The following is a 17,815-nucleotide window of genomic DNA, read 5'->3' as shown; positions in this document are numbered from 1 at the left end:
TAAAAATTTACATAAAAAAATCGCCCTTAGGCGACTTTTAATCTTCAACTAAAACCCCTTGAACCACAAGCCTTGTGTCTCCTGGCGAACAAGTTTGTAGGGTTAGCATGTCCTTGATTTCCTCTGGCATGACCCCACTTACAAGATTTCTTTCCTTGATGTAAGCCAATAGATTTTTCCCTTCTTCCTCACTATAACATGGATTCCTAAACTTATCATAAGGGTCGGCATTATAAACTGCAAAGACCTTATATTTTTTGTAGCCATTGAGGGAATAAATTTCTATAAACCTGTCTTCTTTAAAGAAATCTTTATCCTCATACTTGTGAAGGTCCTTAAAATTACCGGCACGTTGATTGTTGTGACCGTAGATTACTGTGTTTTGGTCTGATAAATCTTCCTTGTTCCTATAGTCCATAAAGATTGCACCGAAGACATTGTACTCGTCCTTGTAATTGTGGTTTAGGTAGTAGTCGTTGTCACTTCCCTTGACTATGGGATAGTCTATGTCTGTTCCGCCAACCCTTATCCAACCAACAACAGAAGGGTAGTCTTTTCTCAGGCCCTCAATTTTTTCTATGGCTTCTTGGTCCCTTTTCTTTTTCTCATCAAGTCCTGAATCAGAAGTTTTAACATCTTCTCTCTCAAATTTTTCTTGGACTTCTCTTGTGGCAGACTTAAAGTTCTTGTCTTCCTTGTTGTAATTGTAAATCCTGTAAAGGCTTGTGAGCAAGATTATCACAAGAAGAATTTCTATTATATTTAATATTTTTTTCTTCATTATCTTCCCTTCGATTTTCTTTTAACTTTTAAATATAGACTCCTAGAGCTAAGATTATTGAAGCTAGAACCATTAAAATTTTTCCTAATAGTATCAAAAAATTTTCCCATGACTTGTCTTCCTTATATATTTTATAATTTTCGGGGACTTGTCTTGCCCAAAAGATGGCAAAAATTATAAAAGCCAGGCATTTTAATAAATCCATATCAACCCTCCCTTATGTCAAAAAAGTTTTCTGCAATCATGCACCTAATGGATCCACCCCCAAATTTTGATATTGTGTCGACATCAATTGGTAGGATTTCATCGTACTTTTCAATTTTTTCTATATTTTCTTTTCTAAGGTGGTCACAGGCTGACTGACCTATAACAAGAATGTTTTTGTCATCTCCCTTTAGTTCAATAGAGTTTCCTGCAAAGTTATCAAACTCTTCTTGGTTAAGAGAAATTATTTCCTTACCTGACTCTCTTAAGGACTTTAGAACTTCCTCTTTGTTTTCTACTATTAAGTCATCTGCAATTATTGCAAACTTTTCTCCCACCATCATCATGACATTGGTGTGGTAGATGTAAGTTTCCTTGTCCTTGGACCTAAAGTAAACTGGCTTTAAATCAAAGGCCTTGCAGAATTTTAAAAACTCGCCCTTGTCACAACGTTTTGAAAGACTTCCGTAGCAGATCTTGTTCCACCTGTCTATTACAACAGCTCCAGTTCCTTCAAGGACTCTTCCTTCATTATTTCTGAAGTCAACTATTTCTGCCTTGTTGTAGTCAAGAATCTTCTTAAGTTGTGGGAGGATTTTATCGTACTCTTCATTCCTATTGTCTGTGTACATTTCCGAAATAAAAATTTTGCCAGGGAAGGTCACAAAGACATTGTTGGGGAAAATTGAATCTGGTGTCTTATCGTCAAAGTCTTCGATGACATCAACATGAATATTTTTTTCTCGCAAAGCTTCCACTGCTTGGTCAAATTCTTTTAAAGCCCTCTCTTGAATTTCTTCTTCAGAAGTTTTCTCTGGGCTAACTTGGTAAACATTGTCTACTGCTGTCTCTGTATTAAAATTAAAGGCGTAGGGCCTAACTAAAATTACCTTATTTGTTATCATAGATTTCTCCTTTACATCAATTAAGTCAATTATAACAAATTTCCAATAAAAAACCCTCCACCAAGGAGGGATAAATTTTTCATTTATAAAATTTTACTCACAAGTAATAGTTAATTACATTCTCAAGAAGTAGGAGGTTAGTAATGCTTCCTATTCCACCAGGCACTGGAGATAAGGCTCCAATCTTTCCCATGACAGCTTCTTCATCAAGGTCGCCACGATACTTGCCTTCCTTGTTCTTCGAAGTTCCTATGTCAATAACAACTGCATCTTCCTTGAAATAAGTTTCGTCAAGAGTCTCTGCCCTTCCCATAGCAGTGAAGATTATATCAGCAGACTTAGTGTGCTTCCTAAGGTCCCTTGTCCCCACGTGACAAACTGTTACAGTTGCAAGTTCACTTAACAAAATCATGGCAAGGGGTTTGCCAACAACATTAGAGTGGTTAATGACTACCACGTCCTTGCCCTTTAGTTCATAGCCATAAAAACCTAAGAGCTCATGGGCTGCCTTTGATGCAAGAGGGATAAAGCCATCAAGGTGTCCGCTATAAACCTTGGCCCTGTTAAGGGGGTTCATACAGTCAATATCCTTTTCTGGATCAATAGCAAGAGAAATTACATCTTCGTCAATAGACTCTGGGAGAGGTCTAAAGACAAGTATGCCTCCAACTTTTTTATCTTGGTTTAAGTCCTTTAAGCAGTCTAAAATTTCTTCCTGACTTACATCTTCTTTGAATTCATTTACGTCTACACTAACTCCAAGTTTTTCTGCAGACTTTTTTATCCCCTTCAAGTAGGCAAGAGATCCATAGTCCTCGCCCACTCTTATAATAGAAATTATTGGTTTGTCCTTTAACTTTTCAACTTTTCCAACTAGGTCCCTAGTCTTTTTATCAACATAGTCCTTGGCATATAAAATCTTTGTCATATTACCTCCTCTTGTAAGAGCTTCTGTTTTTTATTTTCTTTTTTTATTTTAAAAATTTATTACTCATCAAATTTTTACTTAGTAGACAATCATTCCGCCGTTGGGAGAAATTATTTGTCCCGTCATGTAGGAGTTCTTGTCAGAAACCATAAAGGCCACAAGTTCTGCAATCTCTTCTGTGGTTGCAAGTCTCCCCATGGGTATGTCTTCTGACAAAATGCAGAGGTTGTCTGTTCCTATCTCTCTTGTCATTGGTGTGTCAACTGCACCTGGGGCAACTGCATTAACACTTATGCCTGAGTAGCCAAGTTCTTGCGCAAGGGCCTTTGTAAGTGCATTAATGGCACCTTTTGTTGCTGAGTAGTGACTCTCCATGGATCCACCAACTATTCCCCAAATGGATGTCATGTTCAAAATTTTTCCTGAGTGCTTCTTTAGCATGTAGGGAAGGGCTGCGTGAATTGCATTGTAAACTCCCTTTACATTGACATCGAAGATCTCGTCCCAAGTCTCTTCGTCAATATCTTGGAAGAGGGCGTAAGAAGATATGCCAGCGTTGTTGATTAGGATGTCAACTCCCTTAAATCTTCTTTCAACTTCTTTAAACATGTCTTCAACTTCAGAAAATTTTCTCACATCCGCTCTTAGGGCAAGGGCGTCTTTACCCATGTCTCTAATTTCTTTTTCCAGTTCTTTAGCTTCTTTTTCTGACTTGTTGTAGTTAATAATTACTCTGTAGTCTTCTCTTGCAAGTCTTCTTGCAATATCTCTTCCAATTCCTCGTGAGGCACCAGTAATAAGTACAGTCTTCATCTTGTGTCTTCCACCAACCTTTACTTCATTATACCAAATTTATAAAAATAATTTTGCAAAAGAAAAAAGCCATGTCAATGACATAGCTTTTTCCGGTAAATATGCTTTTAAATTATAGGTTTATTCTACCGTCTTCGAAGTCTTCTTCTGGGATAGGTCTCTTTACAATGTGATTGTAATAGATTTTTTCAACTGCCATTGAAATAGCGTTGTCGCCTGTTACGTTACAAGCTGTACCAAAAGAGTCTTGAGTTAGGTAAAGTGAAATCAAAATTGTAGCAAGTGTTCCTGATGATTCGATTCCAACAACTGGTAGGAATGGAAGGGCACTCATTACTGCTCCACCTGGTGCACCTGGTGCTGCAACCATGGCAACTCCAAGAACTGCGATAAACTTAAGTAGTAGTGGGAAAGAGTGTGGCATATCAAACATTGTAAGTAATGTGAATACGCAAGCTGTAAGAGTAATCATTGATCCTGCTAAGTGAACTGTTGCACAAAGTGGGATACAGAATTCTCTAATTTGAGCTGTAACACCCATTTTTCTGTTACAAGCAACGTTAACTGGAATAGTTGCTGCAGATGATTGTGTACCTGCTGCTGTTAGGTAAGCTGGGATTGCTTCCTTTAAGCATTTGAAAGGATTTCTTCCTGTGTATGCTCCTGCAACTGAAAATTGTACTATTAGGTAAAGTAGGTGTAGTGCAATGATGCAGATGAAGATCTTCCAGAATATTCCAAGAATTGCAAATACTGAACCTGAATATGATAGGTTACAGAAGTTACCAAAGATAAAGAATGGAAGTAGTGGAATTACAAATTTTGATAGTACTAGATTTATGATTTCGTTAAATTCATTAATAGCTTTGTAAAATACTTCTCCAGATCCTTTAGCTCTTAGGGCAGAAACTGTAAGTCCAATCATAAATGCAAGAACAAGAGCTGCTGTTACATCAATGAAAGGTCCAAGAGGAATTTCAAATAATGGTGCAACTTCATTTGCTGTTGCTTTTTGAATTTCTTCTGCAAGCTCTGGTTTAATAAAGCTTGGGAATATGTTTCTTGCCATTGTATAAGATAATGAGCCTGCAATTAGTGTAGATCCATAAGCTAATGCAACTGTTGCTCCTAAAAGTTTTCCAGCACCTTCTGATAGGTCTGCAATACCCTTAGATACAAAGGCAATAATCATTAGTGGAATTATAAAGTTCAAAAACTTTCCAAATAATCCTGAGATTGTAATTGCTACTTGAGTTACTACTTCTGGTAAAAATTGTCCAACAAGAATACCAAGTGCAATTGCAATAATAAGTCTAGGAATTAGACCTATTTTTTTCTTTTCCTTCATTTTCTTTAATCCTCCTTAATATTTAAAAACTTAGCCCTAATTTCTTGGCCAGTTTTTGTGCCTGCAAGTCCTCCAAGACCAGTCTCCCTAATAGATTCATGTAGCAAGTGACCAACTTCTCCCATAGCTTGACAAACTTCGTCAAAAGGAACAATTGATTTAATACCTGCAAGGGCCATATCAGCTGAGATGAAAGAATTCATAACTCCTGATGCGTTCCTAAAGGTACATGGATACTCTACTAGTCCTGCTATTGGGTCGCAGGCTAGCCCCATTACATTAATAAGTGTAATGCTGGCTGCGTGTAGTGCTTCTTCTGGACTTCCGCCAAGCATTTCAACTAATGCAGAAGCTGCCATTGCGCTGGCAGATCCACATTCTGCTTGGCATCCACCTTCAGCACCAGCGAACGTTGCATATTTACCAATAATTTGCCCTATTCCTATTGATGTCAATAGTCCATTTATCAAAACCTCGTCATCTAAGCCATATTTTTCCTTAGCTGCCATTAAGGCTGCTGGCATAATACCAGAACTTCCAGCAGTAGGCGCTGCCGCAATAGTTCCCATATTTGCATTGGTCTCAGATGTGGAAAAGGCCATAGCCATTGCCCTAACTAGAAACTTGCTAGTTAAAGGGTCTTTATCTTTTTGATAGTCGTTCATCATTTTTGCAAAGCCGTCTATCATTTTATATTCAGTTTCAAAGGATTTTTCTAGTGTTTCTTGGGAAGATCCCTTCATAACCTCCAGGATTTCCCTTATCTTATTCTTCATCTCTTCCTCAGTCATCTTAAGGGCCTTTGTTTCTCCCTGAAGGACCAAGTCATAGATGTGAATATTATCCTTATCACAAGCTTCAATAACTTCTTTAGCTGTATTTAACATTTAAACCTCCACATATTTTGATGTAATATATCTGGAATTATTTAACAATTTATTTAGCACACTCTCACTTGCGCCTTCATCAAGTTCAACTGTAAGAGTTACTATATTTGTAAGCTCGTCCTTACTTGTATTTATAGATTCAATATTGTAGGACTCCTTAGCAAGTATAGTCGATACATCTGCTATAACACCCTTTTGTTCAGGGTATTGGAATAAGAGTGTAGGGAACTTGCCGTCGTAATCAACTTGGATTCCATTGATGTCAACAATTTTCATATTTCCCCCACCAATTGAGGATCCAATTACATATTCGCTGTCTCTGTCTTTGTAATTAAATTTAATCTTTACTGTGTTTGGATGATAGTTTTCTCCAAGATTCATTGGTATGAAGGAGTATTTTATTCCTCTCTCATCTGCAATTTCATAAGCATTTCTTATAGAACTGTCGTAGGTTTTAAAACCCATAATACCTCCTAGAAGTGCCCTATCTGTTCCATGGCCCTTGTAGGTAAAAGCAAAGGAACCGTGAAGATAAAACTCAACGCTTTCATAATCATCTGGACAAATTTTGGCTGCTAATCTAGCGATTTTGCAAGCGCCTGCAGTATGAGATGATGATGGACCAACCATTATTGGTCCAAGAATTTCAAACGGACTATACTCTTTCATTGGACTCCTCCTTATTTCTTAGACCTTATTTTAGCATAATAAACTTAATTTGTGAAATGAAATTACACTTGAAGACTGGATAATTAACTTATTTCTCTTTATTTGTTCTTTAAAAAATTTAAGCATCCACTTCAATCTATTAACGCAATATAATACTTTGCGGTAAAGTCAAATATTCCTTGCAAGTATATCATAGATAATATAGTATTAAATTATGAGGATATTATTTTCATTAAAGGAGGAATTTATGAAAGAACAAAACAAAAAAGTCAAAGATCAAAATGACGTTGGCGGCTTTCTGAAGGCTGTAGAAAGAATTGGTAACGGATTACCACATCCTGCCATGATTTTTGCTATACTTAGTGCAATCGTAATCATTATATCTTACTTCGCTGCAAAAGCAGGACTAAGTGTAACATACTTTGATGCCAAGGCCGGAGAAGAAGTTACTAAGGAAGCAGTTTCTCTACTTAACTGGGAGGGTCTAGCTTACATCTTTAACTCTGCAACAGAAAACTTCACAAGTTTTGCTCCATTGGGAACAGTACTTGTAGCTATGCTTGGTGTTGGTGTTGCTGAAAACAGTGGACTTTTTAATGCAACTTTAAAAAGACTTCTATCTAATGTAAACCCTACACTTCTATCAGCTACAGTTGTTTTCGCTGGTGTAATGTCAAATATTGCATCTGATGCTGGTTATCTTGTAGTAGTACCACTCGGAGCACTTATATTTGCAAATGCAGGTCGTCATCCACTTGCTGGTATAGCAGCTGCCTTTGCAGGAGTTAGTGGTGGTTTCTCTGCAAACTTACTACTTGGTACAACTGACCCATTACTTACAAATATCACAAACGAAGCTTTAAAAGCTGGTGGTATTGACATGACTCTTGCCGCTACTTGTAACTGGTACTTCCTATTTGTATCAACTTTCTTAATCACAATAATTGGTACTTTTGTAACTAATAGAATAGTTGAAAAGAACTTAGGAGAATATCACGGATCTTACAAGGCTGACGAAAGTCCACTTACAGATGTGGAAAAGAAGGGTCTTAGAAATGCTCTTATAGCTGTAATAATCTTTGTTGTAGTTATGGCATTCTTAATGTTCCCATCAAATGCTCCATTTAGAGCCCTAGAAGATGGAAAAGATATTAAGACTCTTAAATTTTTCTTAGGTCACGGACTTATCCCTGCAATGCTACTATTATTTATGATCCCTGGTATTGCTTATGGTAAAACTGTTGGAACTATTAAAAATTCACACGACCTTGTTGACGCAATGACAAAGGCAATGAAGGGCATGGGCGGATACCTTGTTCTTGCATTCTTTGCAGCGCAATTTGTAAAATACTTCAACCAAACAAACCTTGGTCTTATCCTTGCAAAAAACGGGGCAGACTTCTTAGAATCAATTGGACTAAAGGGACTACCACTTCTAATAATGTTCATCTTGCTATCAGCCTTCCTTAACCTATTCATGGGATCAGCTTCAGCAAAATGGGCAATCATGGCTCCAATCTTTGTACCAATGATGTACAACCTTGGACTTTCACCTGCACTTACACAAGTTGCATATAGAATTGGTGACTCTTCAACAAACATCATCACACCACTTATGTCTTACTTCGCAATGATTGTTGTATTCATGCAAAAGTATGACGAAGATTCTGGACTTGGAACTCTTACATCAATGATGCTTCCATACTCTATGTTCTTTCTAGTTGGATGGACAGTCCTAATGATAGTTTGGTATCTAATTGGAATCCCTGTTGGACCTGAAGCACCACTTCACGTACAAGATATGGTTTCATTCTTATTTATCTAAAAAAAATATTCTCAAATAATAAACCCGGTGGATCTTCCATCGGGTATTTTTTATGCTATCATCTTATTAGATTGTAAAAAAGGCTCCTTCTTAGGAGCCTAATTGCTAAAATATTTTTTTAGCCCACACCAAAATCTGTTATTTCAAATAAAATATCAACTCTTGGATCATCTTCAAGATACCTATATTTTTCTACAAACCACTTCACAAGTTCATCGTCTCTTTTGATGTCTGTTGAGTTATTCATAAAAATATTTACTGTCGCATGAGAAAAGTTTTTTATAATTTCCATGTCGTGGTCAATCATTTCTCTCGTCTGACCCTTTATGCCCACCATGACACAGGGGGAGTCAAAATATTTTTTAACTTCCCTATAGTCTTTAAAGTCTGCGCCCTTTCTAAGTACTCTTTCTCTAAAGTCATTGTCAAAAGTTTCTATCCCTGTCTTAAAAGTTATGGGAACTTTAAAAAAATCTCTTATCTCATCTAATCTATTTCTATAAATCCAGTGAGCTTCAAAAAATAATCTCTTTATATTTTTTTCTTCAACAACTTTTTTTATTGCCTCAAGACTTTTATCTGTCAAATCAAAAACTGATGCAGAGTCAATGACTTCTAGGACTCCAAACTCTCCTGTTACATTTTTTAAAACTTCAAGATTTATCTCATCTATCTTTTTATTGTCTATCTCATTGTCATCTATATAATCACAAAAAGTACACTTGCCCCACTTACATGGCCTTGCCTTTAAGAGGACAATTTCTCTTTTTGTCTTGTTAGTTATTTTTGAATACCTATTTATAAAATCATCTCCTTAAGAAGTTCATCTCTCATGACATTTTAACACATATTTTTAATAAAAAATCTTCAAAGATATAAATGTTGACAGGTCAACAAGTATTAATTATACTTAAGCTTGCATTAAATTAGTGAGGTGCTTATGCTAGATAAATTCAACTACTTTTCCAGTGAGGTCTTTAATATTGTAAAAAACTGGCAGAAGTTAGCAGGACAAGTCATGAAGGACTTTGGCTTAAACGCAAGTCAGCTCATCTATATGCTGGCCCTCTACGACCACGACAAACTTAACTCCCAGGAGCTTGTGAAGATAAGCGGTAAGGACAAGTCTGACGTGTCGAGAAACCTAAACCAAATGATAAGGTCTGGCATCGTAGAAAAGAAGTCTAACAAGAAGAACAACTACGGCGGCAGCTTTTATCTCACAGAAAAGGGAAGGCTTATAGGTTCCAAGATAAGTGAAAAGACCATGGAATACATTGAGCTTGCAAACAAAAATATTTCAAGGGACAAGAAGGAAATCTTTTACGAGGTCCTAGGTGCCCTTTCAGAAAATATTGAGAACTTGACAGAAGAAAAACTTTAATTTGATGGAATTCAAATTTATAGAATAGATTTATAATTGAGAGGAAATATATGGCAGTAAAAATAATTGTGGGATCAACTTGTGATGTGGAAGAAAATATTAAAAAGGACTTAATTGTCGTTCCCCTCCACGTTACCTTTGGAGATGAAGACTTCCTAGATTCAGTTGATATTACAAAAGACGAATTTTATGAAAGACTTGAGAAAAAGGAAGAGTTTCCTATGACAAGTCAACCAACACCTGTGGCCTTTATGGATGTCTACAAGGAAGTAATAGATAAGGGAGACGAGGCAGTTGTTATTGTCCTATCTTCAAAGTTATCCGGAACTTATCAAAGTGCCAAGCTTGCAAGCGAAGGCCTTGAAGAGAAAATCTTTATAGTAGATAGTCTTAATGTTTCTAACGCTGAAGGCGCTCTAGTTGAATATGCACTAAGACTTGTAAAAGAAGGCAAGTCTGCAAGGGAAATAAAGGATATACTAGATGAAGCAAAGAAAAAACTTAGACTAGTTGTTTTAGTTGACACCCTAGAATACCTTGAAAGAGGTGGAAGAATTTCAAAGACTTCAGCCATTCTTGGCAACCTCTTCTCTGTAAAGGTCCTACTTGCCATGAAGGATGGAGCAATTACATCTGTTGGCAAGGCCAAGGGAATAAAAAATGCCAATAATCTTTTCATTAGTGAGATAGAAAAGACTGGGTCCATTGACTTTGACATGCCAATCAAACTTGGCTACACAGGTCGTGACGGCAGCAAAATTGAAAAATACCTAAGAGAGACAAAGAGCCTTTGGGAAGATAAAATTTCTTCACCAGAGTTTATACAAATTGGTAGTGTTGTTGGGACTCATACAGGTCCTGGCGCCCTTTTCTTGTCCTACTTCAGCAAATAATTTTAACTTATAAAGTTCCTAATCTTTAGGAACTTTTTTATTTTTCATAAACTTTATTTAATCAACTTAAACTTCAACTTAAAAAACAGAAAACATATTGAATTTTTTTATGTAGGTCATATCTTCACGATTTAGAATAAGTTTCTTCTGCAATTCTTTATTTTCATCTAAAATCTTTGTTGAAAAAAGCATCTTTATAGCCGCTGGCATTATTGGTCTAATTGAAATTCCATTCCAAAGTCCCCATCTTATTTCAGAGTCAACAAAGGGCGACAAAATTGAAATATTTGGCTTCTCAAGGTCCGTATACTTATTGACCAAATTTATTCTTGTTATGCTGTCAAAATGTTCAATATTTCCATAGTAGGTGTTTTCGCAAATATAAGGAAAGTCATAATCTGAAATATTCATGTACATACAGACCCTGTTGTCTTCAGCTTCTTCTCTTCTTATCTCAATAAGGGACTTAATAATTTTTGAATTCCTCCCATCATAATAATAGGAATATATTTTTGAACCATCCTTAAAGAATTTAGGGACCCTGTCTAGGTCCATATTTTTCCCCCTATATTCAGCTATGCTTTGAGGTATTAAATTAGCTATTTCTATTTCAAATACATCACTAATCTCCTTTAGGGTAATTAGGTCAATATTGATTTCCCCATTTTCATATTTTGACACCGCTGACTTGCTTTTATGTATCTTTCTTGCTAAGTCATCTAAGGTCATCTTTTTTAACTTCCTTATTTTCTTTATTTTATTGCCAACTTCTTTTAAATATTGATCCATTCTAATTCACCAAATTTCCTATAAATATTCTTTTAATACTTTTATTATCCAAATAATTTATTTTTTTAGAATTTTATCATAATAAGTTGATCTTTTCTACTTAGAAGAAACTTTTTACAGTAAAGTTTCTTTAGAGTAAATTTCTGAAATAAAAAAATTTTTTCTTCCTTGATATACTTATCTTGAGAGGTGAAAAATGAAAAAGTTAAATTTAGAAATTAAGCATGATAGACGTGGAAGTAACAGCGTAAAATGGGATCACAAGGACTTTATTGATTCTAGGGCTAGCGATAAAGCCCTTCCCCTTTGGTTATCTGATATGGAATTTAAGGTAGCTGATGAAATTATAGATGCTCTATCAAAAAGAGTAGATCATGGATTCTTTGGTCAGTCAATGCCAGGTCAAAAATATTTTTCATCTATTGAAGCCTGGTACCATGATAGATTTTCTTGGAATATAGAAAAAGATTCAATATTTTATTCCCCTGGCGTCTTGCCAGCCATTGGATTTGCAATAAATTCTTTTACAAAAGAAGGTGATGGAATAATTATTCAACCGCCAGTTTTCTATCCCTTTGCACAATTGATAGAAGAAAACGGAAGAAAAGTTGTCAATAATAATTTAATAAATGATGATGGTTACTACTATATTGACTTCGATGATCTTGAAGAAAAAGCTAAAGATCCAAATAGCACAATGCTTCTTCTTTGCTCTCCACACAATCCAGTTGGGCGTGTATGGAAAAAAGAAGAGCTTTTAAAAATTATTGAGATTTGCAAAAAATATGACTTAACTATTTTCTCCGATGAAATTCACTGTGACTTAACAAGAAAAAATGTAAGACACTATCCCCTTATGAGTCTCGGTGCCTATGATAAAATTGCTGCAGCTGTAGCACCCAGTAAAACCTTTAATGTTGGCGGTCTTCCAATTGCACAAATTATAATCGACCATGTGGATTTAAAAGACAGGTGGAACAAGGAAACTTATGGTAAGCACTTCATTAGATTTGCCCCACCACTTGATATGGTTTTATGTGAGACAGCTTACTCTCACTGCGCTTATTGGGTTGATGAAGTAATGGATTATGTTGAGGACAATTTTGATTTTATTGTCAGCTTCTTAGAGGAAAAACTTCCACAAACAAAATACAAGAAACCCGAAGGAACTTTTTTGGCCTGGATAAATTTTGGGGCCTACGTAAATCACAAAGATCTTATGGACATCTTAATTACAAAGTACGACTTATTAATTGAAGATGGAATTGTCTTTGGCCAACCTGGAGATGGTTACTTTAGACTTAGTATCGCCTGCCAAAGGGACATCCTAGAAGAAGGTTTAAATAAAATTGTTCAAGCTATAAATGAATTACAAGAACAATAATAAATTAAATTTCATTTTTAAATTTGCTACAAACAAATTATTAATTTTTAAAATTAAGTTCCTATTCTTTAGGAACTTTTTTATTTTTCATGGGTGCACTCGTGAAAGTTAGAATTCTTTATCTAATTATAATTCTATGGTAAAATAAGGTGGATAGGAGTTGATTTATTGGAAAAAGAAACTGACTATAAGGGACTCATTAGACTCTTCACAAGGTCTATTTTCATTTCAATGGTTGGAATGATTTTTCCCTTTCTATATATTTTGTTTCCTTCTATGTATGTAGCTGAATCTGTGAAGGAAGGAATTATAAAAGTCATGGCAACACTTCTTGCCGTTGTACTTTTAATTGCTGGTTTTATGGGACCAGTCCAAGCCATAGTTGTCTTTACAATTTTTGGTCCCTTCATATTAATTTTTCACTACATGATTACAACAAAAAGGTCTGTCTCCATGACTATCTTGGCGACATCTTTAATATTTTTTACATCAATAATGGTTTTATTCTTTGCCTTTGGGATCAACAGTGAAGTCCTAAATTCAAAGGATACTATAAATTCCATTACAGAATTTTACAAAAACCTAGCAGGCGAAGATATTTTATCTTCAGGGACTATGGCGATTTTCACAGAAAATGTAGAACTCTACTACAAGAAATTCTTGCAAATTCTTCCATCTGTCCTAATTATCACATCTATTGTGACTTCCTATGTTACTTATACATGGGCTGGAAGAAGTCTTCTTGCAAGGGGGATTTTTATTATTCAACCATCCTCTCTTGAATTCTTGAAGTTCCCAAGGGAAATTATAGCCTTGTCACTTGTGAGTCTCGCCATCTTTTCACTAACTGGCGACTACTTTGGACCCACAGGTCAAGTCTTTATGATTAACCTAATGAACTTAGTCTTCTTTATGCTCTATGCTTCTGGCCTTGCTCTCGCCAAGTTTTACATGACAAGATTTGGAGTTAAGAGATTTTTACAATTTCTCTTAATAGGGCTTAGCTTTACTATATCAAGCCTACAGATTTTTTTAATAATCCTTGGTGGACTTGATCAAATTGTTAACTTTAGAAAAATTAAATAAGTGAGAATGCTATGAAAAATAATTATAAACTTAAAGATTTTCTTCCATTTTTTATTTTTGGAATAATTCTTGTTGTGGCCTTAATCTTCACAAGACCAGTTCTTGGTCTTTTGGGAATCCTAGGCCTCGCCTATGTAGCCTTCTTGGCCTATAACAAGATAAATAGAAAAAATGAAGAAAATTTAAAAACGCTTGAAAACTTAAATGAAAGATTTGATTCTCTTACTAAGCAGGCAATCTTCGACATGCCCTTTCCCCTAGTTGTTACAGATGAAAAGGCAAAAATTCTCTGGTACAATACTCCCTTCATCAATCTTTTTAATGAAAGTAATGTCTTGGAGGGCGACCTAGAAAACCTGATTGGAGATATTGATATTGCAAATATTTTAAACTCTGAGGGTCAAAGAACTATACCTGTTGAAGTAAATAAAAGATTTTTTAACATCTATACCAACATTGTTGAAAACAGGTCTGAAAAGGGAGATGGCAAGTCTGTCCTATTTTATCTAGTGGACAACACTGCCTACCAAAACTTAAAGGACAAGTACACAGATGAATTTGCCATAGTGGCAAAGGTTGAAGTGGATAACTTTGATGAGGCAATATCTTCTGCCCCATCAGAAATTAGACCCCTTCTAATTGCAGAAATTGACTCAACAATTTCCCAATACTTTGAAGAGTACGATGCCCTAGTAAGAAAATCTGACGAGGACTTATACCTTGTCGTTATGAACTTTAAGTCCCTAAGGGCAATTAAGGAAAAGAGATTTGACATCTTAGATGACCTAAGAGACCTCAACAAGGGGAACTCAATTCCAATTACACTTTCCATTGGTGTTTCTTCCTTTGGACTTAACTTCAAGGATGCCTATATTGAATCTGACTCTTCTCTTGACTTGGCACTAGGTCGTGGTGGCGATCAAGCTGTAGTAAAAGTTGACGACAACTACGAGTTCTTTGGTGGAAAATCAAAGGCCATGGAAAAGAGAAATAAGGTTAAGGCAAGGGTAATTGGTGAAGCCCTAAAACAATTAATTGACAGGTCTGAAAATGTCTACATCATGGGCCACAAAAACCCTGACATGGATGCCATTGGGGCAGCTATTGGATGTCTTCGTGCAACCTTAAATAGAAATAAGGAAGGCTTTATTGTCCTAGAAAAATCCAACCCATCAATTGACAATTTAATTGATAGGATGAAGGAAGAAGAAGCAGAAACTTACGAAAAACTTATTTCTAGGGAAACTGCACTAAGTAATATTAAGCACTCTTCCCTTTTAATTTTAGTGGACAACCACAAGCCATCCTTTACAGAGTGTCCAGACCTCTTAGAAAAAACCAACCAAATTGTGGTTATTGACCACCACAGGAGGGGCAAGGAATTTGTTGACAATCCAGTCCTCCAATATGTGGAACCCTATGCATCTTCAACTTGTGAACTTATAACTGAGATGCTAACTTATATGTCTAACGACTTAAACCTAACTCACTTTGAGGCTGATGCCCTAATGAGTGGTATAGTTGTTGACACTAAGAACTTCTCCTTCCAAACTGGTGTAAGAACCTTTGAAGCAGCTTCCATCTTAAAGAGAGCTGGTGCAAATATGTTAAAGGTAAAGGCCCTCTTCCAAGACGACTTGGATACAATGGTTTATAGGGCAGAAGTAATTCACAACACTAAGATGATCCACGACAACATTGCCGTTTCAAGATTTGACAAGGAATCCAACAACTCGGTACTCGTTGCAGCACAAGCTGCTGATGCCCTACTTGATATCAATGGTATAGACGCATCCTTTGTTCTAACAATAAATGATGGCAAGGTCCATATATCAGGCAGGTCTCGTGGAGAAGTTGTATCAGTCCAACTTATACTAGAAAAAATTGGTGGAGGCGGCCACTTGAATATGGCTGGAGCCCAACTTGACACAACAGACTTAGACGAAGCTGAAAAGATTTTAATAAATGCAATTGACGAATATTTAATTGATAATAAAAGCGAGGAATAATATGAAAGTAATTTTAATTAAGGACGACAAAACTCTAGGCAAAAAAGGCGAAATAGTTAACGCAAAGACTGGCTATGCTAGAAACTTCTTACTACCAAGAGGTATTGCCATTGAAGCTACTCCAGAAAACATGGAAACATGGAAGAAGAATAAGCTTGAAGAAGAAAAATTAGAAAAAGAAAACCGTGCTAAGGCTAATGAAATCAAGAAGAAAATTAGTGAAATCACTTTAACTATTAAGGCAAAGGCTGGAGAAGGTGGAAGACTTTTTGGTGCCATCACTTCTGCTGACATTGCAAAAAAATTAAAACAAGACCACAAGATTGATGTTGATAAGAAGAAAATCGAACTTGGAGAAAACATCAAGGAAGCTGGCATGAAAAACATTGACATCAAGCTTTACCCAGACGTTGTTGCTACTTTAAAAGTAAATGTTAGACCGGAATCTTGATTGATATGGATGCAAAGGGAGAATTAAATTTTAATTCTGTTTCAAATTTAAAGATGCCTCCCCACAATTTGGAGGCAGAGGAGTCAGCCCTTGGTTCCATGATGCTCTCCAAGGAAGCCATCACAACATCCATTGAGCTATTAAATATCCAGGACTTCTACCAAGAAGCTCACAGAAAAATTTACACTGCCATCTTAAATATTTACAACAGAAATGAAGCTGCCGATGTAATTACAATTGCAGAGGAACTTAAAAAGACCGACGACCTTGAAGTTGTTGGTGGTATCACCTACCTTGCAGACCTATCTTCTAATGTAACTGCAGTTTCAAATATTAAATACTACTGCAAGATCATCAAGGAGAAGGGAATCCTTAGAGAGCTAATTGATTCATCGGACAAGGTAATTTCTGCTGCCTATTCTCCTGATGCCCAGGCAGACCTCATTATTGAACTTGCAGAAAAATCTGTCTTCGACATAACTCAGGACTCCACAAAGAACGGCCTTGTAAATATAAAAAATATTGCCCTGGACTCCTTCTCTGAAATGGAAAAAAAGGCCCAAAACCCCAATGCCCTTACGGGACTTACAACTGGTTTTGTGGACCTAGATAGAAAAATTTCTGGACTTCAAAAGTCTGATTTAATTTTGTTGGCAGCTAGACCTTCCATGGGTAAGACTGCCCTCATGGTAAACATTGCAACTAACGCTGCCCTAAGAGGTGGTGCATCAGTTGCAGTCTTTTCTCTTGAAATGAGTAAGAACCAACTTTTCCAAAGAATTATCTCTTCCACTTCCCACGTTGACCTCCAAAAGGTCATTAGTGGTAACTTAAATGAAGAAGAATGGACAAAGATAATTAACACCATGCCAATTGTGTCTAATTTAAAAATGGAAATTGACGACACAGCTGGAATCTCTCCACTTGAACTCAAGGCCAAGTGTCGAAGGATGAAGGTGGAAAAGGGACTTGATCTAATTGTAATTGACTACTTACAACTTATGCAGATGTCATCAAGGTCTGAGTCAAGGCAACAAGAAATTTCTGCCATATCGAGAAACCTCAAGGCCATTGCCAAGGAATTAGAAGTTCCTGTCATTGCCCTTTCACAACTTTCTCGTGCTCCAGAACTTAGGACTGACCACAGACCAATCCTATCTGACCTTCGTGAGTCTGGTGCCATAGAACAGGACGCCGACATTGTAATGTTCCTCTACAGAGATGAGTATTATACTAAGGAAGAATCAGAGAAACCAAATGTTGGTGAAGTTATTATCGCCAAGCACAGGAATGGTCCTACGGGAACTGTTGAGTTAATGTTTAAGAAGGAATTTACAAAATTCTTGAACTTGCAGAGAAACGATTGATAAGTAAATAAAATTTTTAAAGACTCTTGTGAAAGCAGAGTCTTTTATTTTTTTTACGACAAATGTTATAATATGCTTTGAAAAAATATTGG

18 protein-coding genes are annotated in these 17,815 nt (G+C 36.2%); 8 read left to right on the top strand and 10 right to left on the bottom strand.

Going from position 1 to position 17,815, the window contains the following annotated elements; translation table 11 throughout:
* Positions 1 to 37: 37 nt before the first annotated feature.
* The 8 genes from srtB to sdaAB all read right to left on the bottom strand — a co-directional run bounded on the left by srtB (position 38) and on the right by sdaAB (position 6,535).
* Positions 38 to 781 (bottom strand): class B sortase, encoded by a 744-nt coding sequence (gene srtB, locus M9426_RS05185; protein ID WP_250341534.1) that lies wholly within the window; start codon positions 779 to 781, stop codon positions 38 to 40.
* Positions 782 to 809: 28 nt separating this feature from the next.
* Positions 810 to 986 (bottom strand): hypothetical protein, encoded by a 177-nt coding sequence (locus M9426_RS05180; protein WP_250341533.1) that lies wholly within the window; start codon positions 984 to 986, stop codon positions 810 to 812.
* Between the two features lies 1 nt (position 987).
* Positions 988 to 1,890: an arginine deiminase-related protein gene (locus tag M9426_RS05175; protein WP_250341532.1), complete on the bottom strand. Its 903-nt coding sequence runs from the start codon at positions 1,888 to 1,890 to the stop codon at positions 988 to 990.
* 97 nt (positions 1,891 to 1,987) lie between these two features.
* Positions 1,988 to 2,818, bottom strand: a complete 831-nt coding sequence (locus tag M9426_RS05170) for a bifunctional 5,10-methylenetetrahydrofolate dehydrogenase/5,10-methenyltetrahydrofolate cyclohydrolase (protein WP_250341531.1) — start codon at positions 2,816 to 2,818, stop codon at positions 1,988 to 1,990.
* A 78-nt stretch (positions 2,819 to 2,896) separates the two neighbouring features.
* Positions 2,897 to 3,631: an elongation factor P 5-aminopentanone reductase gene (gene ymfI, locus M9426_RS05165; RefSeq protein ID WP_005955067.1), complete on the bottom strand. Its 735-nt coding sequence runs from the start codon at positions 3,629 to 3,631 to the stop codon at positions 2,897 to 2,899.
* A gap of 112 nt (positions 3,632 to 3,743) precedes the next feature.
* Complete coding sequence (locus M9426_RS05160) at positions 3,744 to 4,979, bottom strand: dicarboxylate/amino acid:cation symporter (protein WP_250341530.1); 1,236 nt, start codon at positions 4,977 to 4,979, stop codon at positions 3,744 to 3,746.
* A 5-nt stretch (positions 4,980 to 4,984) separates the two neighbouring features.
* Positions 4,985 to 5,866 (bottom strand): L-serine ammonia-lyase, iron-sulfur-dependent, subunit alpha, encoded by an 882-nt coding sequence (sdaAA, locus tag M9426_RS05155; protein ID WP_250341529.1) that lies wholly within the window; start codon positions 5,864 to 5,866, stop codon positions 4,985 to 4,987.
* Positions 5,867 to 6,535 (bottom strand): L-serine ammonia-lyase, iron-sulfur-dependent subunit beta, encoded by a 669-nt coding sequence (sdaAB, locus tag M9426_RS05150; RefSeq protein WP_250341528.1) that lies wholly within the window; start codon positions 6,533 to 6,535, stop codon positions 5,867 to 5,869. It abuts the gene before it with no gap.
* 247 nt (positions 6,536 to 6,782) lie between these two features.
* Between sdaAB and M9426_RS05145 the strand changes: the two genes are divergently transcribed.
* A complete protein-coding gene (locus tag M9426_RS05145; RefSeq protein WP_148465019.1) occupies positions 6,783 to 8,360 on the top strand; it encodes an AbgT family transporter in 1,578 nt (525 codons plus the stop codon).
* Between the two features lie 118 nt (positions 8,361 to 8,478).
* Here M9426_RS05145 and M9426_RS05140 read toward each other — a convergent pair whose 3' ends face one another.
* Entirely contained in the window at positions 8,479 to 8,946 is a 468-nt protein-coding gene (locus M9426_RS05140; protein WP_250341527.1) for a radical SAM protein, read from the bottom strand.
* A gap of 354 nt (positions 8,947 to 9,300) precedes the next feature.
* Here M9426_RS05140 and M9426_RS05135 point away from each other — a divergent pair, with 354 nt between their 5' ends.
* Together M9426_RS05135 and M9426_RS05130 are read left to right on the top strand one after the other, a co-directional pair.
* Positions 9,301 to 9,744 (top strand): MarR family winged helix-turn-helix transcriptional regulator, encoded by a 444-nt coding sequence (locus tag M9426_RS05135; protein ID WP_005955132.1) that lies wholly within the window; start codon positions 9,301 to 9,303, stop codon positions 9,742 to 9,744.
* A gap of 50 nt (positions 9,745 to 9,794) precedes the next feature.
* Positions 9,795 to 10,637, top strand: a complete 843-nt coding sequence (locus M9426_RS05130) for a DegV family protein (RefSeq protein WP_250341526.1) — start codon at positions 9,795 to 9,797, stop codon at positions 10,635 to 10,637.
* A gap of 78 nt (positions 10,638 to 10,715) precedes the next feature.
* Here M9426_RS05130 and M9426_RS05125 read toward each other — a convergent pair whose 3' ends face one another.
* Entirely contained in the window at positions 10,716 to 11,426 is a 711-nt protein-coding gene (locus tag M9426_RS05125) for a helix-turn-helix domain-containing protein (RefSeq protein WP_250341525.1), read from the bottom strand.
* Positions 11,427 to 11,622: 196 nt separating this feature from the next.
* On the opposite strand from M9426_RS05125, the gene M9426_RS05120 reads away from it, so the two are divergent.
* From M9426_RS05120 to dnaB, 5 genes are all read left to right on the top strand, one after another.
* Positions 11,623 to 12,810 carry a MalY/PatB family protein gene (locus M9426_RS05120; protein ID WP_250341524.1) on the top strand — a complete coding sequence of 396 codons (1,188 nt, stop codon included), beginning with the start codon at positions 11,623 to 11,625 and terminating at the stop codon, positions 12,808 to 12,810.
* Positions 12,811 to 12,978: 168 nt separating this feature from the next.
* Positions 12,979 to 13,896 (top strand): DUF2232 domain-containing protein, encoded by a 918-nt coding sequence (locus M9426_RS05115; protein ID WP_250341523.1) that lies wholly within the window; start codon positions 12,979 to 12,981, stop codon positions 13,894 to 13,896.
* A gap of 11 nt (positions 13,897 to 13,907) precedes the next feature.
* On the top strand, positions 13,908 to 15,905 hold the full coding sequence (locus M9426_RS05110; RefSeq protein ID WP_250341522.1) for a DHH family phosphoesterase: 1,998 nt from the start codon (positions 13,908 to 13,910) through the stop codon (positions 15,903 to 15,905).
* A gap of 1 nt (position 15,906) precedes the next feature.
* Positions 15,907 to 16,356: a 50S ribosomal protein L9 gene (rplI, locus tag M9426_RS05105; RefSeq protein ID WP_005955268.1), complete on the top strand. Its 450-nt coding sequence runs from the start codon at positions 15,907 to 15,909 to the stop codon at positions 16,354 to 16,356.
* 5 nt (positions 16,357 to 16,361) lie between these two features.
* A complete protein-coding gene (gene dnaB, locus M9426_RS05100; RefSeq protein WP_250341521.1) occupies positions 16,362 to 17,723 on the top strand; it encodes a replicative DNA helicase in 1,362 nt (453 codons plus the stop codon).
* Positions 17,724 to 17,815: the final 92 nt, after the last annotated feature.

This window comes from Peptoniphilus genitalis, from assembly GCF_023614525.1.
Taxonomy (GTDB): Bacteria; Bacillota; Clostridia; order Tissierellales; family Peptoniphilaceae; genus Peptoniphilus_A; species Peptoniphilus_A genitalis.
This window is presented reverse-complemented; position numbering and strand designations above follow the sequence as displayed.